Genomic DNA, 20,458 nt, shown 5'->3' on the forward strand with positions numbered 1-20,458 from the left:
GGCATTCTTAAATAGTCCCTCGGCATTCTATAACCCTCAGCATTCTATAAAATGGCTCACTTCACCTTGCGCAAAGGAAACGCCCTCACTGCGTTCGTTATCGTTAACCCTTTGCACTTTAGCCCTTTAAACTTTTCTGCTTAAGTTCCTTAAACGGGGTTGCAAATTATCACTATTGTAATAATGTACACAAAGGTGAGGTTGAATATCATTATTCAATGTAAGCCATTTATTATGAGGAATATGTATATGAAAGTTATCCCTATAAGTCTTCTTAAGTTAATAGTGGGCGGCAATTATAGTGGAGGGGGCTATGATTTTGGTGTCTCTTCTGACGATGGCCAAAGTGCAGATGGTGGATCTTTAGGTGGAGGCAATTCTGACGGTATGGAGCCGCCAGGAAGCTAGTAAACGGATAGTGTAAGTTGGGGCCACCACTATCAGTAGTGGCTCCTTTTTGGCAATTAGCGTCTCAGTGGAATAATAGGAGTACCTTCAGAGGGTTTGCCTTCTACTTCTTTGTTGGTGTTATGTGGTAATAAACGCTTTTTCAAGCGCTGTTCTTTCATCACCATTTTTAATGCTGTGAGCACGCTCTCATCCACAGGTGTCGGGCAAAGTGGGCTCAAGAGGTTGTGCTCTTCAGTGGGATCATCGCTTAAGTTGTAGCATTCAAACTCGCTAGGAATAAACCTTGTGGTTGTTACATCATCAGGGTTACCAGAAGCGACTAGATGACTTAGGTCATAGCGAGAGTCTTGCCGTCCTATATTTTGGCTATCATCTTCTAAGCCATCTAAAAACCCTGTGTCTGAGTAGAATCTTGCATTATCAAAGTAGCGAACATATTTCCAGCGTGTGTCACCTGTTAACTCAGGCAACTTTGTAACAATCGCCTCAATATGGTTAGGCTGGATAATACTGTTGTATGGAACACCAGTCGCTGGGTTGGTCATATCACTACCAACTTCTACGTTATCATCGGTCATAAAGTAAATTGGTTCATCATTGGGGGATTGCTCACCTAAAAGAATCTTTGACAGGTCCCTTCCAACTAAAGGTCTAGCTTCGCTGTGGCTCTCACTGAGTTTTTGACGAATTGATTCAGTATCAACATTAGCTAAGCCTAGCAGTGTTGGCAGTAAATCAACATGAGATGTAGTGACATCGAGTTGACCCGACTGTTTAAACAGATTCGGGTTAGAGACGATAAATGGAACGTTTAGTACCTCTTGATAAGCGCTATACCATTTCTGGTGTAAACCTCCATGTGCCCCTAGTAGTTCTCCATGATCTGATGTAAAAACCACAATAGTATTGTCGAACAATGAGGTTTGTTTAAGCGTTTCGTACACGCTTGTAATATGTTTATTGACTTCGGCCATCAGGTAGTAATAAAACTGCCGATAGCCCTCTGTCGTTGGCTGTGGCAAATACATATGAGGATAAGTGTATAAGTAGTCTTTTTGACAGCGAGGCTTACTTTGTAGACTCTCGGATTGACTAGGGGCTGGATCAACGGTTGGGAGTAAGCCGGCTTCCCTTTGTTGATAAAACTCTTCAAACCATTCTGGTTGGCGCGGTAGAACGATGTCGTGAGGATTTACAAATGAGGAAACAAGCAGAAAAGGCTGGTTATCTCCTTGTTGCGCCTGTTTATCTAGCATCAGTAAAGTTTCACATACTTGCTTAGCAAAGCCAGGATCTCGCACAGTACCGCAGTTATTTTCTGCTGCACCATGCGGTTCTGGTCCTATCCATTGATTAAAGCCAAATTTATCAAGTCGATTAGCTTGTTTGTAGAGGCTTATACGCTGGGGATAGGGGGCGCCTGAAATGGAATTACTTACTAAAGCCTGCTGTGTTCCAGAAACAAGAATATCTTCGTCTGATAAGTGCCACTTTCCTCTATAGTAAGTTTGATAGCCTGCTTCACGAAACCAAGAGCCCATGGTTGGTACAGTATTTGGCTCTAACCAAAACATATTCTGATCAAACGAGGATTTTCCTATCCCTGGGGTTTGACTTACACCGTGTAAAGATGGGTATTGGCCAGTGTAGATTGATGTTCGGCTTGGCGCGCAGGCTGTTGACGCTGCATTATGGTTTACAAATTCGATTCCATGCTCGCGCATTTGCATCAAGCTTTCACTATTTTTTAATCGGTACTCTTTTGCTTCTGGGTTTTCATACGTGGGGGGAAACCTTTCCTCATCGGTTGTGATGATCAAAAAGTTTGGTTGTTTGCCGTCAATGTTCATTTGAATATCCTTCTCTGAGAGAGCGTTTGCTTCACAATCAGTGTAGTTGAATATTCGATATGAGAAGTTGGTCGTTAAGTGAATATCTCATGACGAGTAAAGCGGGTAGGAGTTGACCATCAGAGTAGCACTAATGGTCAGCAGTATGTTAGCTGAGGTTCTTGATTGCGTTACTTAAACCGTCAAGCGTTAATGGGTACATACGATCAGCCATAGCATCTTTGATGATTTCAATTGAGTGATAGTATGGCCAATGCTCTTTAGGTTGAGGGTTAAGCCAAGCGACCTTGTCAAAATGGTTCGTCAGTCGTTGTAACCACAAAGAACCGGGTTCATTGTTCCAATGTTCTACACTTCCGCCTGGGTATGCAATTTCGTAAGGCCCCATCGTGGCATCCCCTACAAAAATTAGGCGGTAGTCTTTACCAAAGCGATTGATCAGTTGAAAGGTATCAATCTGGCTTGCTTGACGCCGAGCATTGTCTTGCCAAACATGCTCATACACACAGTTATGAAAGTAGAAGAATTCAAGGTGTTTGAACTCGCTCTGAGCTGCACTAAAGAGCTGTTCACACAGGTGTATATAATCATCCATAGAGCCACCGATATCGAACAACATAATCACATTGACAGCGTTATGCCGTTCAGGTGCCATTTTCACGTCTAGCATGCCCCCTTGTTTGGCGGTTGCTGAAATTGTTTCGTTTAAATCGAGCTGATCACTGGCTCCACTTCGTGCGAATTTACGCAGCTTTTTAAGTGCCAGTTGCAGCGTGCGGCTCGTTATTTCACTATCGCCATCAAGGTTACGATATTGCCTTTTGTCCCACACTTTAACTGCTCTGCGCTGGCGGTTACCATCTTGACCAATTCTGACTCCCTCTGGGTTATAGCCATACGCACCAAAGGGCGATGTGCCACCAGTACCGACCCATTTATTGCCACCTGCATGGCGCTTTTGTTGCTCGGCCAGCCGTTGTTTTAGTGTTTCCATGAGCTTGTCTAAGCCACCCATGGCTTCAATCTGAGCTTTTTGTTCTTCGTTTAAGTGTTTCTCAAACTCTTTTCTTAGCCAGTCCTTTGGCAGCTCCGTGTTTTTCTTTAGCTGGCTCAAGAAATCGATGTCTTCAATACCACGAAAGTAATCAGCAAAGGCGCGGTCAAACTTGTCGTATTGGGTTTCATCCTTTACGAAAATCGTTTTACTTAACTCATAAAAAGCATCTAGGTTTGAAAACGCTAAGCCATGATTAAGGGCGTTGAGGCAATCAAGCAGCTCCCGCGGTGACACCTTCAGCCCATATCTTCTGAGAGTAAAAAAGAAATCGATTAGCATAATCTAACGCTTACTCAAAAAAGCCAACTTTTCGATAAGGCTCACATCTTGTTCGTTTTTTAACAGCGCACCAAATAGTGGCATCAGGCCACCAGTATTGCTTTGGTCTCGTAAAGTACTCATATCAATATCTTCTGCCATTAGTAGCTTGAGCCAGTCTAATAGCTCACTGGTACTAGGTTTTTTCTTTAGCCCCGGTACATCGCGTAGTTTGAAAAATGATTCTAGCGCTTGTTGGACTAAATCTTGTTTGATATTTGGGTAATGCACATCAATGATTTGTTTCATCTGTTCAGGCGATGGGAAATCAATATAGTGAAAAAAGCAGCGGCGAAGAAAGGCATCCGGTAGCTCTTTTTCATTATTCGACGTAATGATTACAATTGGGCGTACTTTAGCGCTGACTCTCTCGCCCGTTTCGTAAACATGAAACTCCATTTTGTCGAGTTCAAGTAGTAAGTCATTAGGGAACTCAATATCTGCCTTATCAATTTCATCGATTAACAATACAGGACGCTTGATGCCCTCGAACGCTTGCCATAGCTTACCTTTGACAATGTAGTTGCTAATGTCATGAACTTTCTCATCACCTAATTGACTGTCACGTAAGCGAGATACGGCGTCATATTCATATAGGCCTTGCTGAGCTTTGGTGGTTGATTTGATATGCCACTGAATAAGCTCAGTGTTTAGACTGTTGGCAAGCTCTTGTGCGAGCATGGTCTTGCCCGTACCGGGTTCGCCTTTAATCAATAAGGGCTTTTCGAGCACAACGGCTGCGTTTACGGCTTGCTTAAGTGCATTACTGGCAATGTAGTTATTAGTACCTTCGAAGCTCACAATATATTCCTAACGATCTGGTCTGATGAGACTATAGTGCCATAAAACCACCGTATAACTCTAGGCGTGTGCATTATTTCACGCGTCAGGTTCACATATGTATTTAAAGCGAGGTGTAGCTACGCCATCTACAGTGACATGTTCACAAAACATGCTTAATGGACGTACCCAAAAGTCAAAATTACCATATAAAGTTTGGTATACCACCATAAGCTCACCAGTTTCACTATGTGTTGCGATATGGTGTACTTGATACTTCGCACCTTTGTAATGTTGATAAATGCCCGGTTTTAATGATTGTTGCATTGTTTGCTCCTGTTGCTGTGCGGTATACTCGCCTGTTATTGACGGTGCCAACATGGCTGAGTAATGAATTATATTTCTATAGATGAGTTTAAAAAAGCTTGGGTTTTCAAACATCAGGATTTACCCATAGATGAGGCTGATCTAAACGCAATAAAACCAATGACCCGTGAGCGTGCAGCAGTGCTGTGGAGCACTATGGTCTCTAGAGAAAAGGATCATCCTGATTTTTTCACAAAATCAGAGTGGCCTGGCAATGATGAGACCTGGAGTGAGCAAGTTAACTGGGAGAAGCCATGGGAAGATGGCGAGCAAATACTGCCTCAAGAGATATGTGACTTTCTGCACTGGGAAGATAACACGACGGTTTATTTCTGTCTGTCGCGAGAGCTGGTAATTGAAACTCAGTTTGAGATATTTAAGCGCTACTGGCAAAACTTCATGTTCCTTGCGGATGGTAGCTTGTTACTAGGTAAAAAGCGCGACTCGGTGGTACAGTTTTTAGAAAACGGTAACGCCAAGCTTGGACTGCGAGCGAAAGGCTAGCCTGCACGTGCTTACCATGCTATAACTTTCTCAGTTGATGGAGGGTGTGTGGTAAAGCAAAATATAGCAGATAGCCAGCAAAGCAACCTATGGCACAATGAACACGAGCGATTGCAATTTGCAGAGCTGGTTAACGTGTTTTATGCACGGGAAATACCACTACTAGCAAAGCAATTTAGTGGTGAGCAGTTACAGCGTAAGCTGTTGAGCTTGCCTTATTATGTTGAAAGGGCTGCTCGACACATTACCCAAGGAGAAGTCCCTTTACAATTAGATAGCCAAAATGGATGTTGGTTGGCACCACAAAAAAAGACACTGCCACAATTTGAACAGCAGAAAAATCAAAGTTTTTTTGCGCAAAAGGCAAAAGTCGGTCTGGTGGTTCCTGTGCTGATCTGTGACTCGGGATATATGCAGGTAGTCATGGACAGCTTAGATCAAGTAAGGGACAATGCGGTGCATTGTAACCAGTATGGTTGGTTTGACAGTTCAGGTGTTAGTCATCAACACACCTTTAAGTTGTACACACCAACAAAGCCGTTAATGACAGCGGCTTGCTGTGGTCACCGTTGGCAATACGAAAAAGTCGTTGCGCCTCGCTTGCTAAGCTTAAGAGAAATGCTGCTTGCCAGTATGATAAATTGGACCAATGTTAAAGCGACTAAACAACGACACCATTAACGCAAATTATGCAATAGCCTTGAGTTTGGGAGGCTAACGAGTGCGTTTATTTCAATTGATTTTACTGACTCTAGCGCTGTTCTTGCAGTACCGCTTATGGTTTGGCAATAACGGTATTCAAGATTACACACAAATTAAAAGTGCAGTTAATTCACATCAAGCCCTTAATGCCAAGTTATCCAAGCGCAACAAATTACTCAAAGCGGATATTGAAGATCTCAAGCTGGGCCTAGAAGGGGTTGAAGAGCGAGCACGTCATGAGTTGGGTATGATCAAAGAGAACGAAACATTTATTCGGGTTTTACCAAGAAAACACAATGAATCAAACCATTAAAATTGCTGCCATTGTACCTGCTGCAGGCGTGGGGAGCAGAATGCAAGTTGGCTATCCAAAGCAGTATCTAAAAGTTGCAGGCAAAACAATCCTTGAGCACACCTTAGCTAAACTAGGTGAGCTTAGTGAACTGTGTAAAATTGCCGTTGTCGTCAGCGACAATGATGAATACTTCTGTGAATTAGCGCTTTCTGAACAACGAATTATGCGCGTTAGTGGTGGAAAAGAAAGAGCCGACTCGGTACTGAATGGGTTACACGCCCTATCTGAGGTGCAGCCTGACTGGGTATTAGTGCATGACGCTGCTCGTCCGTTGGTGTTGGCAGATGATATTCGTACATTGATTAACGAATGTGTGCGCAATGACGAAGGTGGTATTCTTGCTGCGAAAGTAAAAGATACCATAAAACGCGGAAATACTCACAGCCTTGAAACGGTTCCAAGAGAGCAGTTATGGCAAGCATTAACCCCGCAATTATTTCCTTATAAAAATCTCAAAGAGGCCCTAGAGCAAGCGCTTAGCAAAGGAGTGCTCATAACCGATGAAGCGTCTGCAATGGAATGGGCACGCCAGCCTGTTAAACTTGTATCCGGTCGCAGCGACAATATAAAAATAACCACCCCTGAAGATTATGACTTAGCTTGTTTTTTATTAGCAAAACAGCAGGAGAGTAAAAGCAATGATTAGAATTGGCCACGGCTTTGACGTACACAAATTTGGTGGAGATGGCCCGTTAACCATTTGTGGCGAAAAGATCTCTTACGAGCAAGGCTTTATTGCACACTCTGATGGTGATGTAGCTATTCATGCTTTGTGTGATGCTCTGCTAGGTGCATTAGCACTAGGTGACATTGGTAAGCATTTTCCAGATACTTCAGAGGAATTTGCGGGTATTGATAGCCGTATTTTGTTGCGCCGTGTTGTGGCACAGATGCAAGAAATGGGGTACCAGCTCGGAAACTGTGATATTACGATTGTTGCTCAGGCTCCAAAAATGAGGCCTCATATCGATGCGATGCGTGGGAATCTAGCGCAGGATTGTGCGGCGGATATCAGTCAAGTGAATGTCAAAGCGACTACTACAGAAAAGCTTGGTTTTGAGGGGCGTAAGGAAGGTATATCTGCCCATGCTGTAGTGGTGTTGATGAAATCATGAAGCAATTAAATTATTTATACGGCCAACCTTTGTCACGAGGGGACTTTAAAACTTCGGCAGAAGATTTTATGGTCGATGAGATTTTAGATGTTCCACTTACTGGAGAAGGGGAGCATGTTTGTCTGCAGGTGATTAAAAAAGGCGAAAACACACAGTTTGTTGCAAAACAAATTGCCAAGCTCGCAGGTGTGGTACCTCGAGAGGTAAGTTATGCGGGATTAAAAGACCGTCACGGTGTGTGTAGTCAGTGGTTTAGTGTACCAGTAGCGATAAAAAAGCACATTGATTTTAGTGCGCTCAACAGTGACAGCATATTCGTTGTGAAACAAGTCAGGCATAACCGTAAGCTTCGCACCGGTTGTCATAGCGGCAATCATTTTAAAATCGTGCTGCGTAATGTAGATATGCCGCTGGATATACTGTCGAGAATCAATGCGGTACGTCAAGGGGTGCCTAATTACTTTGGTGAGCAGCGTTTTGGCCATGATGGATATAATCTTGAAATGGCGGAGCGTCTGTTTGCGGGAGAGCAGATCCGCGATAAGAAGCTACGAGGCATTGTTATCTCAGCAGCACGCTCGCATATTTTTAATCAGTTAGTGAGTTTACGTGTTGCGGAACACGGTTTAGCAAAAACATGGCACAGAGAAGTTTTCCTACTCAGTGGCAGTAATGCATTCTTTGAAGATGATATCAGTGATGAAACGATAGCCCGTTTGAGCAGCGGCGATATCATGCTATCAGCGCCTCTGGTTGGTAAAGGTGAAAAGGGCTTGGTAGCGCAAGAAAGACAATGGTTAGAATCATATAGTGCTTGGCAACAGAGTCTGGGCCAGTTAGGCTTAAAAACAGAGCGACGGGCGTTGCGTTTGATACCAAATCAGTTACAGGTCGAGACTATCGATAGCAATACCATTCAATTGTCGTTTAGTTTACCAAAAGGGACGTTTGCAACGGCTGTATTGAGAGAGTTAGTACAACACCGTGATGCAAGCAAAGATAACTTTAACCAAGAGGTCGTTGATGCGAATTCTGCTTAGTAATGATGACGGTGTGCATGCCAAAGGTATTGCGGTTTTATATCAGGCATTAAAACAAATCGCACAGGTAACGGTGGTCGCACCGGACCGTAATTGCAGTGGAGCAAGTAACTCTTTAACGTTACTTAACCCGCTGCGTGCCACAGTTTTGGAAAATGGTTTTATTTCGGTTAACGGTACTCCGACTGATTGCGTCCATTTGGGAGTCAGTCAATTGATGGATGAACTCCCCGACTTGGTTGTTGCAGGGATCAACAATGGCGCTAATCTGGGGGACGATACCCTTTATTCTGGTACTGTAGCAGCGGCCACAGAAGGGCGACATTTAGGTCTCCCCGCGATTGCAGTTTCTTTGTGCTCCAAAGAAGAAACGCACTATGAAACTGCGGCGCAAATGACGTTAGATATTATTAAACAGTTACAGAATCATCCACTGCCTAGGGATCAGATTATTAATATCAATGTTCCTGACATTCCACTAACGGAACTCAAAGGTGCCAAAGTTTGCCGTCTTGGCGCACGCCATAAAGCTGAAACTATGACGAAGCAGCAGGACCCTTGGGGACGAGATGTGTTTTGGTATGGTAGTTTGGGCTCAGAAAGTGATGCTGGCGAAGGAACAGATTTTCATGCTGTGAACAATGGCTATGCTGCTATCACACCATTAAAAGTTGATATGACGGCTCATGACAGTTTAGACGCAATGGAAAATTGGTTGAAAGAGGTGAAATAGCCGTGCTCAGTAGCTATAAACGAAGTGCTCATGTGCTAGTTCAACAGCTAAAAACTCAGGGCGTCCAAGATGAGCAAGTGCTTAAGGTAATGGAAAGTACACCTCGCCATCTGTTTGTCGACGATGTGTTGAAACATAAATCATATGAAAACACCGCGTTGCCCATTGGGCAGGGGCAAACAATTTCACAGCCTTACATTGTTGCAAAGATGACGGAAGTTTTAAGGCAAGTGGGTGTAGCTGGCAAGGTGCTAGAAATTGGCACTGGCTCAGGTTATCAAACAGCAATTCTTGCGCAGTTATTTGATGAAGTGTGTAGTGTCGAGCGTATTAAAGCATTGCAATGGCAAGCAAAACGTCGTTTGCACATGCTTGATTTGTATAATGTTGCTATGAAACATGGTGATGGATGGCAAGGCTGGCAGTCAAAGGCACCTTTTTCTGGGATCATAGTGACGGCAGCAGCAAAAGAGGTGCCTAAGCAATTGTTGGCTCAACTTGAAGACCAGGGGGCTTTGATTGTTCCACTAGGAGAACAAGAGCAACAACTGACTTTGTTTGTACGAAAGGGGAAGCAATTGGTTGAGCATCGTTTAGCACCTGTGAGGTTTGTGCCTTTGGTTGCTGGAGACATTATTTAATTTAAATGGCTACAACTGTGCGCTGTTCAGTTTTACACTACCGCAAAATAACAATAAACATAAAAGGTGACGAATGCTTAAAACATACCTGTTGATACTGACAACTGTTTGTATGTTATTAGCTGGATGTTCAAGTCGCCACACTCCCGCACCGGTCACTAGCTTATCATCTGGTAAGTCCAGTGAGACACAAAAAATTCATATAAAAAATAATCGATATCAAGTTCAAAAAGGTGACACGCTTTTTGCCATTGCTTTTAGCGCAAATAAAGATGTTAGGACAATCGCGCAAATAAATGGAATTAAGCCGCCTTACGTGATTTACCCTGGGCAAACAATTTATGTAGAGAATCCACAAAATAAAAATAAAAAGCGCAAAAAGTACACAATTAAAGCCGATAAGTCTAGTAAAAAGAAACAAAAAAATAACAAAATTACGAAAAAAGAGCTTGATCAGCCAAAACAACGAGAGTATGTTCAAAAACATAGCAGTAAAAATGACAACGAATCTAAAGTTATATTTTCCAATAAGGTACGTTGGCGTTGGCCTGCCGTTGGTAAGGTGACAAAACATTTTTCTAGTAAGGAAAATGGTTATAAAGGACTTCAAATCACCAATGTTGAAGGGGCACCAGTAAAGGCGGCTGCTGATGGAATTGTGGTATATGCTGGCAGTGCCTTGAGAGGATACGGTAATTTGATCATTTTGAAACACAATGACGATTACCTCAGTGCTTATGCACATAACTCGAAGTTAGAGGTTACTGAGCAGCAAAAAGTTAAAGTTGGGCAAAAAATTGCCGAAATGGGTAGTACAGATGCCACTAAAACAGCGTTACGTTTTGAAATTCGTTTTAGAGGCCAAGCTGTTAATCCGGTTAAATATTTGCCAAGTAAGTAGTGGCGTCGCTGCATAGCCAAAAGCGCCACTATTCAATCACTTGGGAGGATGCGTATGGCTCAAACTGCAAATGTTAAAACCAAAAAAACGGACGATTTTGATGATAAGCTCGACGAGCTCGAAGTAGATAGCTCAAAAGCCGAATTGTTGGAAGACATTGATGACGATGACGATATCTTCGCCAAAGATGAAAATGTCAAAAACTTAGATGCAACTCAGCTTTATCTCGGAGAGATTGGATTTTCACCGTTGTTAAGTGCGGAAGAAGAGGTTTATTACGCGCGAAAAGCGTTGAAAGGCTGCGAAGCATCGCGTAAGCGCATGATAGAGAGTAACTTGCGCTTAGTTGTAAAAATATCACGCCGCTATAACAATCGAGGTCTAGCATTGCTTGATCTGATTGAAGAAGGCAATCTTGGTTTAATCAGAGCTGTCGAAAAATTTGATCCAGAGCGAGGTTTCCGTTTTTCGACATATGCAACTTGGTGGATTAGACAAACCATAGAACGCGCTATAATGAACCAAACACGCACAATTCGTTTACCTATTCATGTGGTGAAGGAGTTGAATGTGTACTTACGTACAGCAAGGGAGTTAACGCAGAAGCTTGATCATGAGCCAACTGCTGAGGAGATCGCAGAATGTTTAGATCGCCCAGTAGAAGATGTTACTAAGATGCTGCGCTTAAACGAAAAAATCACTTCTGTAGATACACCGATTGGTGGTGACAATGACAAGGCGCTGTTAGATATAATCGCTGATGAAAAAGGTCATGGCCCTGAAAGTGAGGTACAGAGCAATGACATCAATAGCCATATCGTTGACTGGTTAGGAGAATTGAACCCCAAACAACGAGAAGTGCTTGCTAGACGATTTGGTCTGTTGGGCTATGAACCTTCTACTTTGGAAGATGTTGGTAGAGAGATTGGCCTAACTCGTGAACGCGTGCGTCAGATACAGGTTGAAGCATTAAGACGCTTAAAAGATATTTTGCAACATGAGGGGCTAAGTACAGATAGTTTGTTCGAACAGTTATAAACTTCTAGCTAAATAGATGTTGCAAAAAAAACCACCTTTTCAGGTGGTTTTTTGTTTTCTTAATGGTGTTAGCCCAATGTTTGTTTTAGCTGGTAGAGCAGCGCATGTGCTTCTCTTGGACTTAATTCATCTGGATCAATGTCATGCAGTGCCTGTTCAACTTTAGAAGGTGTAGGTTCGGACAATGGGAGTGACTGCTGAGTAGGCATAGGCTCAACCACACTTTGATGATTCTCCAACTGAGTGAGCTTTTGTTTTGCAAGTTGCAGTACAGGTTTTGGCACGCCGGCTAAGCCAGCAACTTGTAGACCAAAGCTCTTACTCGCAGCACCTTCCATAACAGTATGTTTAAAAGCAATGGTGTCGTTATGTTCAACCGCATCCAAATGCACATTTACCAGTCCAGGCTGTTGTTGAGCCAATTCTGTCAGTTCAAAATAGTGTGTGGCAAATAAGGTTTTAGCCCCTAGTTGACGAGCTAGGTAGTCGGCTGTTGCGTAGGCTAGAGAAAGACCATCGTAGGTACTGGTGCCGCGACCAATTTCATCCATTAACACCAAGGATTGTTCTGTGGCATTGTTGAGAATCGTTGCAGTTTCGGTCATCTCTACCATGAATGTTGAACGGCCTGAAGCTAAATCATCGCTGGCACCAATACGTGTAAAGATCCTATCCACTTGCCCTATGTTAGCCGAGCTGGCTGGCACATAACTGCCGATGTGTGCCATAAGAACAATCAATGCAGTTTGACGCATATAGGTTGATTTACCACCCATGTTTGGTCCAGTAATAATAAGCATCTTGCGCTGTGTATTAAGGTGAACAGGGTTGGCAATAAACGGCTCTTTACTGACTTGTTCGACAACAGGGTGGCGACCCTCTTCGATGTGTAATTGGTTATCTTCTGTGAGTGTTGGTTTACAGTAGTCTAATGTTTGCGCTCTCTCGGCAAGCGTATTTAATACGTCCAAGTCAGCCAAAGCGGCTGCCATGAGTTGTAATTGTTCTAGGTAAGGCGCGATAAACTCGAACAGCTGTTCATATAATTGCTTTTCAAGTGCTAATGCCTTGCTTTGGCTACCTAGCACCTTATCTTCATGCTCTTTAAGCTCAGGAATGATATAGCGTTCATTGTTTTTCAAAGTTTGGCGTCTAATATAATCTGCTGGCACCAAATGAGAATTTGCACGGCTGATCTCGATATAGAATCCATGTACTTTGTTGTAGCCTATTTTCAGTGTGCTGATCCCGGTGCGCTGTCGCTCTCGTTCTTCAAGCTTTTCTAAAATGTCGGTAGCACCTTGGCTTAACGAACGCCATTCATCGAGTTCAGCATTGTAGCCTGTGGCTATCACACCGCCATCGCGAATCAGAATTGGAGGGTTGTCGATAATAGCACGTTCCAGCAAGTCTTGGAGCTTAGGCAGCGTGGGGGATTGGGCACAGATTTGTGCGATCCGCTCATCATCGCTTTCTTGTAGCAATTGATGCAATGGCTCAAGTGCTTGTAGGGCGCTTCTTAGTCTTGTTAGGTCACGGGGTCTTGCATTGCATAGGGCCAAACGCGCCACAACTCGTTCAATATCACCAATTTGTTTGAGCGCCTCGTAGGTATCTAAACATAATTGCGTTTCTATTAGGCTTGAAATTGCATTGAGTCTAGCGTTGAGTTCTTGGCGGTTACGTATGGGTGTATGAATACGACGTTTCAACAAACGTGACCCCATGGGGGTGGCCGTTTTATCCAGTATTTGCGCTAAGGTGTTGTCTATGCTGCCTGATAAATTAAGCGTCAGCTCTAAGTTTTTACGCGTTGCGGCATCTAAAATAACAGCATGCTCATTTTTTTCTAGGGTGATCGCGCGAATGTGTGGCAAAGCAGTACGTTGTGTATCTTTTACATATTGCATCACACAACCTGCGGCAATCAAAGCCGTATGAGCTTGCTCGACACCAAAGCCAATTAAATCTTTGGTTTCAAACTGCTGACATAACAGGTGTTTAGCCGTATCTAGGTCAAACTCCCAATCGGGACGGCGGCGAGCCCCTTTGAACTGTTCTATAAGATGTAAGTTTTTAAAAGACTCAGGATAAAGCAACTCAGCAGGTTGTAATCGCTGTAAAGTAGAACTCAGCGCTTCGTCTGTCTTTAATTCGACAATGCAAAACTGACCAGAATTAATATCTAGGTAAGCCACACCATAATGATGGTGTTTATCCTGCCATATTGCAGCGAGTAGGTTGTCTTGGCGTTCTTGCAATAGTGCTTCATCAGTTACGGTGCCTGGTGTCACTATGCGTACTACTTTACGCTCTACAGGTCCTTTGCTGGTGGCGGGATCGCCTACTTGCTCGCAAATAGCAACTGACTCGCCCATTTGTACCAAACGTGCCAAATAGTTTTCAACAGCATGATAGGGCACGCCAGCCATAGGAATGGGGGCACCAGATGCTTTGCCACGATGAGTCTGGGAGATATCTAATAATTGTGCGGCACGAATAGCATCATCGAAGAACAGTTCATAGAAGTCGCCCATACGATAGAACAATAAAATATCTTGGTGCTCAGCCTTAATCCTAAGATATTGCTGCATCATGGGGGTTTGTTGTTTTATAGTATGTTCTGAATATAAATCTATCGACATGCATCTACCTAAGAGGTTGAATATGGAGCTAAACCAAGAGATTAAGACTCTGGCTGCACAGTTGGGCGCTATTTTAACGGATAAATGTCTGACAATCACTACTGCCGAGTCATGTACGGGCGGTGGAATAAGCTATGCGTTGACGGATACTCCGGGCAGCTCAGCATACGTAGACAGATGTTTTGTCACCTATAGTAATGGCGCCAAGCACGTGTTGTTGGGTGTCAATGAGCAAACCTTAAACAGTGTTGGTGCTGTGAGCGAACAGACGGTACGGGAAATGGCCACAGGCGCAGCAAAGCAAGCTAATGCGGATATTGCGATAGCTGTTTCCGGCATCGCTGGGCCTAGTGGTGGGTCGGATGATAAGCCTGTTGGACTGGTGTGGTTTGCTATCAATATACGCGGGCAGGTGAGCACCTATGAACAGGTTTTTTCTGGTGATCGTAGTTATATTAGATTGCAAGCTATTGCTTTTGCTCTAAAAAATACTGTTTCATTGATTCAACCCTAAAAATGTACTTGATACTGTGATTCTATACAGTATACTGAGCCCATTACGCTAGATTGGAGAAGCAAATGAACGATAACAAACAAAAAGCGCTCGACGCCGCTTTATCACAAATTGAACGTCAGTTTGGTAAAGGTTCAATCATGAAGCTAGGCGACAGCCAAGCATTAGACATTGAATCTATCTCTACCGGTTCATTGGGGATTGATATTGCGTTGGGTATAGGTGGTCTACCAACAGGTCGTATCGTTGAGATCTATGGTCCAGAATCATCAGGTAAAACCACATTAACGTTGCAAGTTATCGCAGAAGCACAAAAACAAGGTAAAACCTGTGCCTTCGTTGATGCTGAACATGCTTTGGATCCAGTCTATGCAGAGAAACTAGGCGTAAACGTTGATGAACTTTTAGTTTCACAGCCAGATACTGGTGAGCAGGCGCTTGAAATTTGCGATATGTTAGTACGTTCAGGTGCTGTCGATGTGGTTATCGTTGACTCGGTAGCAGCATTAACGCCAAAAGCTGAAATTGAAGGTGATATGGGGGATGCGCACGTTGGCTTGCAAGCCCGTTTGATGTCACAGGCGTTACGTAAATTAACGGCAAATATTAAACGCTCAAATACATTGTGTATTTTCATTAACCAGATTCGTATGAAGATTGGTGTGATGTTTGGTAATCCAGAAACTACAACGGGTGGTAACGCACTTAAGTTTTATGCGTCTGTTCGTATTGATATTCGTCGTATTGGTTCTGTTAAAGAAGGCGATGAGGTCGTAGGTAATGAAACCCGCGTTAAGATAGTTAAAAACAAAGTGGCACCACCATTTAAGCAAGCTGAGTTTATTATCATGTATGGTGAAGGGATTTCAAAACATGGTGAGTTAATTGACTTAGGTGTGAAGCATAAGCTGGTTGAAAAGTCAGGTGCTTGGTATAGCTACAATGGCAGTAAAGTGGGTCAGGGTAAATCAAACTCGATTAAATTCTTAAAAGATAACCCAGAGATTTCTAACGAGATCGAGGGCAAATTAAGAGAGATGCTTTTACTGCAAGCGACCATCAAGCCTGAAGAAGGTGAAGAGCCGGCATTAGCTGCAACGGATGCTGAGCTATAAGCAACAACAATTAAGCGTAAGAAGCCCAGCATTGCTGGGCTTTTTTATTGTTGAGGCTAAGTACTGTGACTCTAAGCCAATTCAACAGGGAGTATAACTCTGTAAGGTCTATGTACTAAAACACATACTTCGCTGAAAGCTGTAAACGATTTAGGTCACCGTCTATATTCGCTTCTGTGTCTCGAGTGGCGACTTTATATTCAATGCCAAAAGTGAGTTGTTTAGCTGGTGAATATAGCAAGTTGGCACTATAACTGTGGCTGGATTTGGTTGGATTGCCAGTGATGCTTAATAAGCTTTCATCGTTATCAGCTAAAAAGAATGAGTATAAAAATGTTGAACGGAATTGCTCATTCCAATGATGTTGATAGCCAACAAAACCTGAAGTTGAATCAATCGCATGTAAGTCATTACCATCAAATACAGCACCGTTAGCAACATTTAAACCCACATATCGGCCCAAGCCTTGGCCTTGTGTCATCATGAACTTGAGGTTGTTTTTACCAAAATTCACTCGCCCTGAAGCGCTGATCCCTAACGATGTTTCAGTTTCATCTGCTGCTCCCACTTTGTAGGTTAATTGTCGTGCTAATGCAGCAACAGCGAAATGACCCCAGTCTGCGTTGTAGGTGTAGCGAGCGGTAAAGTCAGGCATACTCGCATCATCGGTTTCTACGCGAGCGCTATCCGCAGTCGTTACGGTACTTTCGGGGTTTTCAGCAGAAAATGACCAGTTACCCGTACTGTATTTCACCATGGCTTGGCGCACGAACACTGTGCCCTCGGCAGGACCTACAAAATCGAGTGTTTCAGGCAACGCAGAAACGTTTTGGAAGTTACTCCATGCTTGTCCAAACAACCAACCTTTATAAGTCACGAAGGCTTGTCGTAGCCTTGGTGAATAGGAGTTGGTAACACGCTCATTCCCGCCTGTCGAGGCAATAAAATCCAACTCGATTTTGGTTTTAATTTCACTGCCATCATCTAATTTGGTCCGTGTTGCTAGGTTAAACCTTGACTGCCGTGCGTGCATATCGAATACCGCATCGGACGAAGATGTAGCGGAAACAGGTGTTGTGCCAGGCACATAGAAGTCGCGGCCTATGTGTCCACTGCTCAAAGAGCCGTCAGAAAAGTCACTCCAAATCGCATCCAGTTTTATGTAACCACCGTAGTTCAGCTCTGTTTGGTCTATCGACGCAGCCATTGCGCTCGAACAGAGTAAGCTCAGCACACTCAGTGCTATCATTGTTTTTTTAGTGCCATGTGATGTTGTCATAATCGTTGTTCCTATGAAGCGACTTATCTGTTTGATTTTTATCGCTTGGTATAAAACGTCGATATTCACTTTTGATGATGGGTGGTAATTACTCAATTACCCATTGGTCTATACGACTAAGGTGTTACAAATATTGTTTAGTCAATCTCACAAGTCATAAGTAGAATCGCATAAATTTTTAATAACTCTTTGCTTATTATTAACTTTTTGTAATTGTTTAGGGGCTATCAGGGGTTAGCTTATGAAAACAAAAGGCTTGAGTTAATTTCATGTAGCAAGTTAAAGTCATCCATGTCTACAACTAAGGTCTAATACTTTCACAGCCTTTGCTGAGTGATCCTTGGACAAAGCCTAGCGGCAAGTAAATTAAAATGGAGATGACTATGTCACAGAGCATTTATCCGGTTCCTGAAGCTTTCAAGAACAATGCACTCATTGATAACGATAAATATAACACGCTGTACAAGCAGTCAATTGAGGATCCGCAAGGATTTTGGGCTGAACATGGGCAACGCCTTGCGTGGTCAAAGCCATACACACAGGTGAAGAACACTTCTTTCGATAAAGGTCATATAAGCATTAAGTGGTTTGAAGACGGTCAGCTAAATGCGTCTTACAATTGTATTGACCGTCACTTAGAAAATAAAGCAGATAAAGTAGCACTGATCTGGGAGGGAGATAACCCAGAACACAGTGAACATATTACCTATCAGCAGTTACACGATGAAGTGGCGAAGTTAGCAAATGGCTTGAAAAAATTAGGCGTTGGCAAGGGTGATAGAGTCGCTATATATATGCCAATGACTCCACAAGCGGTGTATGCAATGCAAGCATGTGCGCGTATTGGGGCTATTCACTCCGTGGTATTTGGCGGCTTTTCACCATCAGCCATTGCTGATCGAATTAAGGACTCTGGCGCAAAAGTGGTGATCACCTCTGATGAAGGCCGTCGTGGTGGTAATTGTGTACCTCTTAAAGCCAATGTAGACGAAGCACTTTCTCAGCCTGATGTAAATATAGAGCATGTAATCGTACACCAATTGACCGGCGGCGATGTGCAATGGCAATCACATGACGTATGGTGGCATGAGTTAACCTCGGACGTTGAGCCTGTGTGTGTGCCAACACCTGTGGACGCAGAAGACCCATTATTTATCCTTTATACGTCAGGGTCGACTGGTCAACCAAAAGGGGTTGTGCATACGACGGGGGGATACCTAGTTTATGCTTCGATGACCCACGAATATGTGTTCGATTTAAAAGAAGATGATGTGTATTGGTGTAGTGCGGATGTGGGCTGGATCACAGGACACAGTTATATCGCTTATGGACCGCTTGCGAATGGGTGTACACAAGTTCTTTTTGAAGGTATTCCAACATATCCTAACTCTGGGCGTATTGGTGAGGTGGTTGATAAACATAATGTCACGATTCTTTATACCGCTCCAACCGCGATTCGGGCACTCATGGCAAAAGGAGATGAAGCAACGGCTTCGTCTAAACGCACAAGTTTAAGAGTGTTGGGTTCGGTTGGTGAGCCTATTAATCCAGAAGCGTGGTCTTGGTACCATGAGCACATTGGTAACAGTCAGTGTCCAATTGTAGACACATGGTGGCAGACTGAAACGGGTGGCATCATGATCACACCATTACCAGGTGCGACCGATATGAAACCAGGCTCTGCAACTAGGCCCTTCTTTGGTATAGCTCCAGCCTTGTTTGATGCACAAGGAAACGAATTGTCTGGAGAGGCAGAGGGTAATCTGGTGATATTAGATAGCTGGCCGTCACAAGCGCGCACAGTGTATGGTGATCACGAGCGTTTTGAACAAACGTACTTCTCGGCTTATGCTGGTGTTTACTTCACAGGTGATGGTTGTCGTCGAGATGTAGATGGTTATTATTGGATCACAGGCCGCGTAGATGATGTACTCAATGTGTCAGGACATAGATTGGGCACCGCTGAAATTGAAAGCGCATTGGTTGCACATGAGTCGGTAGCAGAAGCGGCTGTGGTAGGTTACCCACATGACATCAAAGGTCAGGGTATTTATGTGTACATTACTCCTAACGAAGGGGTAGTCGTAACGGATGAATTGACTAAAGATGTACGTAACTGGGTAAGAAAGGAGCTTAGTCCTATTGCATCACCAGATATGATCCAGTGGTCGCCAAATTTACCAAAAACGCGTTCGGGTAAAATCATGCGCCGTATTTTGCGCAAGATTGCTGCCAATGAATATCAGCAGCTCGGTGACATTTCGACGTTAGCCGATCCAAGTGTCGTAGATGAACTGATAGAAAACCGCTTAAATCGTTAATTGAGCGTTAAAAGCTTGAACTTCATTAAATTCTAAACGACTATATCGGCTGTCATCGGTCACGATGACAGCCGAATTGTTAGGAGCAAATATGAATCAGTTTTTAATTGCAGACGATCATCCGTTATTTAGAGCGGCGTTGAAAGGCGCATTACAAAATCAGTTCGATACGCTCTCGGTATTTGAAGCCGATACGTTTGAAGCCACGCTAGCAACTTTGGCTAAACAGGACGAATTAGATTTATTACTTCTAGACTTGCATATGCCCGGTAGTGGTGATCTCTATGGTTTGATCCGAATTCGGGAGGATTTTCCGAGCCTTCCTGTGGTGGTGGTATCTGGCAGTGAAGATTTGACAGTTATCTCAAAAGTGATGGGATATGGGGCTATGGGATTTATTCCTAAGTCTTCATCACCTCAAGACATAACTATGGCAATCGACACTGTGCTTGCGGGTGACAACTGGTTACCTGATAACATCAAAGACAAAGTGGCAAATATTGAACATGAAGACAAAGCGCTCGCACAGCAGGTTGCCTCTTTAACACCACAACAATTTAAGGTACTTCAATATTTACATGAAGGATTGTTGAACAAACAAATTGCTTTTGAGTTACATATTTCTGAGGCAACGGTTAAAGCTCACATTACGGCAATCTTTAGAAAACTCGGGGTGTACAATCGAACTCAAGCGGTGTTGATTGCTTCAAAACTACAACTTGAGCCCATCGATACACAAGCATAAAAAAAAGCGCCACAGCGCTTTTTCATCG

At 43.4% G+C, this 20,458-nt stretch carries 21 protein-coding genes; 15 read left to right on the forward strand and 6 right to left on the reverse strand.

Annotated features, from left to right (window positions below; all coding sequences use genetic code 11):
* The first annotated feature begins 249 nt into the window (after positions 1–249).
* Positions 250–408 carry a hypothetical protein gene (locus tag L1070_RS07015; protein ID WP_237125012.1) on the forward strand — a complete coding sequence of 53 codons (159 nt, stop codon included), beginning with the start codon at positions 250–252 and terminating at the stop codon, positions 406–408.
* A 56-nt stretch (positions 409–464) separates the two neighbouring features.
* Here the strand turns inward: L1070_RS07015 and L1070_RS07020 are convergent, their stop codons facing one another.
* The 4 genes from L1070_RS07020 to L1070_RS07035 all read right to left on the reverse strand — a co-directional run bounded on the left by L1070_RS07020 (position 465) and on the right by L1070_RS07035 (position 4,743).
* Positions 465–2,261 carry a sulfatase-like hydrolase/transferase gene (locus L1070_RS07020; protein WP_237125013.1) on the reverse strand — a complete coding sequence of 599 codons (1,797 nt, stop codon included), beginning with the start codon at positions 2,259–2,261 and terminating at the stop codon, positions 465–467.
* 148 nt (positions 2,262–2,409) lie between these two features.
* Positions 2,410–3,597 carry a VWA domain-containing protein gene (locus L1070_RS07025; protein ID WP_237125014.1) on the reverse strand — a complete coding sequence of 396 codons (1,188 nt, stop codon included), beginning with the start codon at positions 3,595–3,597 and terminating at the stop codon, positions 2,410–2,412.
* A gap of 3 nt (positions 3,598–3,600) precedes the next feature.
* Complete coding sequence (locus tag L1070_RS07030) at positions 3,601–4,437, reverse strand: MoxR family ATPase (protein ID WP_070985840.1); 837 nt, start codon at positions 4,435–4,437, stop codon at positions 3,601–3,603.
* A gap of 78 nt (positions 4,438–4,515) precedes the next feature.
* The gene (locus tag L1070_RS07035; protein ID WP_237125015.1) at positions 4,516–4,743 is read right to left on the reverse strand and encodes a DUF1653 domain-containing protein; all 228 of its coding nucleotides are present in this window, start codon (positions 4,741–4,743) and stop codon (positions 4,516–4,518) included.
* 63 nt (positions 4,744–4,806) lie between these two features.
* Between L1070_RS07035 and L1070_RS07040 the strand changes: the two genes are divergently transcribed.
* The 10 genes from L1070_RS07040 to rpoS all read left to right on the forward strand — a co-directional run bounded on the left by L1070_RS07040 (position 4,807) and on the right by rpoS (position 11,811).
* A complete protein-coding gene (locus L1070_RS07040; protein ID WP_070985839.1) occupies positions 4,807–5,286 on the forward strand; it encodes a DUF2947 family protein in 480 nt (159 codons plus the stop codon).
* Positions 5,287–5,334: 48 nt separating this feature from the next.
* Positions 5,335–5,967, forward strand: a complete 633-nt coding sequence (locus tag L1070_RS07045) for a hypothetical protein (RefSeq protein WP_237125016.1) — start codon at positions 5,335–5,337, stop codon at positions 5,965–5,967.
* A 40-nt stretch (positions 5,968–6,007) separates the two neighbouring features.
* Entirely contained in the window at positions 6,008–6,301 is a 294-nt protein-coding gene (ftsB, locus tag L1070_RS07050; RefSeq protein WP_070985837.1) for a cell division protein FtsB, read from the forward strand.
* Positions 6,285–6,989, forward strand: a complete 705-nt coding sequence (gene ispD, locus L1070_RS07055; RefSeq protein ID WP_237125017.1) for a 2-C-methyl-D-erythritol 4-phosphate cytidylyltransferase — start codon at positions 6,285–6,287, stop codon at positions 6,987–6,989. Before ftsB ends, ispD begins: the two co-directional genes overlap by 17 nt.
* Entirely contained in the window at positions 6,982–7,458 is a 477-nt protein-coding gene (gene ispF, locus L1070_RS07060) for a 2-C-methyl-D-erythritol 2,4-cyclodiphosphate synthase (RefSeq protein ID WP_070985835.1), read from the forward strand. Before ispD ends, ispF begins: the two co-directional genes overlap by 8 nt.
* Entirely contained in the window at positions 7,455–8,498 is a 1,044-nt protein-coding gene (locus L1070_RS07065; RefSeq protein WP_070985834.1) for a tRNA pseudouridine(13) synthase TruD, read from the forward strand. Before ispF ends, L1070_RS07065 begins: the two co-directional genes overlap by 4 nt.
* Entirely contained in the window at positions 8,482–9,231 is a 750-nt protein-coding gene (gene surE, locus L1070_RS07070; RefSeq protein WP_237125019.1) for a 5'/3'-nucleotidase SurE, read from the forward strand. Before L1070_RS07065 ends, surE begins: the two co-directional genes overlap by 17 nt.
* A 2-nt stretch (positions 9,232–9,233) precedes the next feature.
* Positions 9,234–9,872, forward strand: coding sequence for a protein-L-isoaspartate(D-aspartate) O-methyltransferase (locus tag L1070_RS07075; protein ID WP_237125020.1), 639 nt, complete (start codon positions 9,234–9,236; stop codon positions 9,870–9,872).
* 73 nt (positions 9,873–9,945) lie between these two features.
* Entirely contained in the window at positions 9,946–10,773 is an 828-nt protein-coding gene (locus L1070_RS07080; protein ID WP_237125021.1) for a peptidoglycan DD-metalloendopeptidase family protein, read from the forward strand.
* A gap of 54 nt (positions 10,774–10,827) precedes the next feature.
* Positions 10,828–11,811, forward strand: a complete 984-nt coding sequence (gene rpoS, locus L1070_RS07085) for an RNA polymerase sigma factor RpoS (RefSeq protein WP_070985830.1) — start codon at positions 10,828–10,830, stop codon at positions 11,809–11,811.
* 68 nt (positions 11,812–11,879) lie between these two features.
* Here the strand turns inward: rpoS and mutS are convergent, their stop codons facing one another.
* A complete protein-coding gene (gene mutS, locus L1070_RS07090; RefSeq protein WP_237125022.1) occupies positions 11,880–14,456 on the reverse strand; it encodes a DNA mismatch repair protein MutS in 2,577 nt (858 codons plus the stop codon).
* 22 nt (positions 14,457–14,478) lie between these two features.
* Between mutS and L1070_RS07095 the strand changes: the two genes are divergently transcribed.
* Together L1070_RS07095 and recA are read left to right on the forward strand one after the other, a co-directional pair.
* Positions 14,479–14,970 carry a nicotinamide-nucleotide amidohydrolase family protein gene (locus tag L1070_RS07095; RefSeq protein ID WP_237125023.1) on the forward strand — a complete coding sequence of 164 codons (492 nt, stop codon included), beginning with the start codon at positions 14,479–14,481 and terminating at the stop codon, positions 14,968–14,970.
* Between the two features lie 65 nt (positions 14,971–15,035).
* The gene (recA, locus tag L1070_RS07100) at positions 15,036–16,085 is read left to right on the forward strand and encodes a recombinase RecA (RefSeq protein WP_070985827.1); all 1,050 of its coding nucleotides are present in this window, start codon (positions 15,036–15,038) and stop codon (positions 16,083–16,085) included.
* Positions 16,086–16,200: 115 nt separating this feature from the next.
* Here the strand turns inward: recA and L1070_RS07105 are convergent, their stop codons facing one another.
* Positions 16,201–17,391: a DcaP family trimeric outer membrane transporter gene (locus L1070_RS07105; RefSeq protein WP_343221742.1), complete on the reverse strand. Its 1,191-nt coding sequence runs from the start codon at positions 17,389–17,391 to the stop codon at positions 16,201–16,203.
* Positions 17,392–17,747: 356 nt separating this feature from the next.
* On the opposite strand from L1070_RS07105, the gene acs reads away from it, so the two are divergent.
* Positions 17,748–19,685, forward strand: coding sequence for an acetate--CoA ligase (acs, locus tag L1070_RS07110; protein ID WP_237125026.1), 1,938 nt, complete (start codon positions 17,748–17,750; stop codon positions 19,683–19,685).
* Between the two features lie 91 nt (positions 19,686–19,776).
* Positions 19,777–20,430: a response regulator transcription factor gene (locus L1070_RS07115; RefSeq protein WP_237125027.1), complete on the forward strand. Its 654-nt coding sequence runs from the start codon at positions 19,777–19,779 to the stop codon at positions 20,428–20,430.
* Positions 20,431–20,458: the final 28 nt, after the last annotated feature.

The sequence above is a fragment of the Pseudoalteromonas sp. MMG022 genome, from assembly GCF_021654245.1.
In the GTDB taxonomy this organism is placed as follows: Bacteria; Pseudomonadota; Gammaproteobacteria; order Enterobacterales; family Alteromonadaceae; genus Pseudoalteromonas; species Pseudoalteromonas amylolytica.

Excerpts from the sequence above, each read along its gene's own strand:
- L1070_RS07015 (WP_237125012.1), top strand. The coding sequence starts at position 250 with ATGAAAGTTATCCCTATAAGTCTTCTTAAGTTAATAGTGGGCGGCAAT.
- L1070_RS07020 (WP_237125013.1), bottom strand. The coding sequence starts at position 2,261 with ATGAACATTGACGGCAAACAACCAAACTTTTTGATCATCACAACCGAT.
- L1070_RS07025 (WP_237125014.1), bottom strand. The coding sequence starts at position 3,597 with ATGCTAATCGATTTCTTTTTTACTCTCAGAAGATATGGGCTGAAGGTG.
- L1070_RS07035 (WP_237125015.1), bottom strand. The coding sequence starts at position 4,743 with ATGCAACAATCATTAAAACCGGGCATTTATCAACATTACAAAGGTGCG.
- L1070_RS07040 (WP_070985839.1), top strand. The coding sequence starts at position 4,807 with ATGAATTATATTTCTATAGATGAGTTTAAAAAAGCTTGGGTTTTCAAA.
- ispD (WP_237125017.1), top strand. The coding sequence starts at position 6,285 with ATGAATCAAACCATTAAAATTGCTGCCATTGTACCTGCTGCAGGCGTG.
- ispF (WP_070985835.1), top strand. The coding sequence starts at position 6,982 with ATGATTAGAATTGGCCACGGCTTTGACGTACACAAATTTGGTGGAGAT.
- L1070_RS07065 (WP_070985834.1), top strand. The coding sequence starts at position 7,455 with ATGAAGCAATTAAATTATTTATACGGCCAACCTTTGTCACGAGGGGAC.
- surE (WP_237125019.1), top strand. The coding sequence starts at position 8,482 with ATGCGAATTCTGCTTAGTAATGATGACGGTGTGCATGCCAAAGGTATT.
- L1070_RS07080 (WP_237125021.1), top strand. The coding sequence starts at position 9,946 with ATGCTTAAAACATACCTGTTGATACTGACAACTGTTTGTATGTTATTA.
- rpoS (WP_070985830.1), top strand. The coding sequence starts at position 10,828 with ATGGCTCAAACTGCAAATGTTAAAACCAAAAAAACGGACGATTTTGAT.
- mutS (WP_237125022.1), bottom strand. The coding sequence starts at position 14,456 with ATGTCGATAGATTTATATTCAGAACATACTATAAAACAACAAACCCCC.
- L1070_RS07095 (WP_237125023.1), top strand. The coding sequence starts at position 14,479 with ATGGAGCTAAACCAAGAGATTAAGACTCTGGCTGCACAGTTGGGCGCT.
- recA (WP_070985827.1), top strand. The coding sequence starts at position 15,036 with ATGAACGATAACAAACAAAAAGCGCTCGACGCCGCTTTATCACAAATT.
- acs (WP_237125026.1), top strand. The coding sequence starts at position 17,748 with ATGTCACAGAGCATTTATCCGGTTCCTGAAGCTTTCAAGAACAATGCA.
- L1070_RS07115 (WP_237125027.1), top strand. The coding sequence starts at position 19,777 with ATGAATCAGTTTTTAATTGCAGACGATCATCCGTTATTTAGAGCGGCG.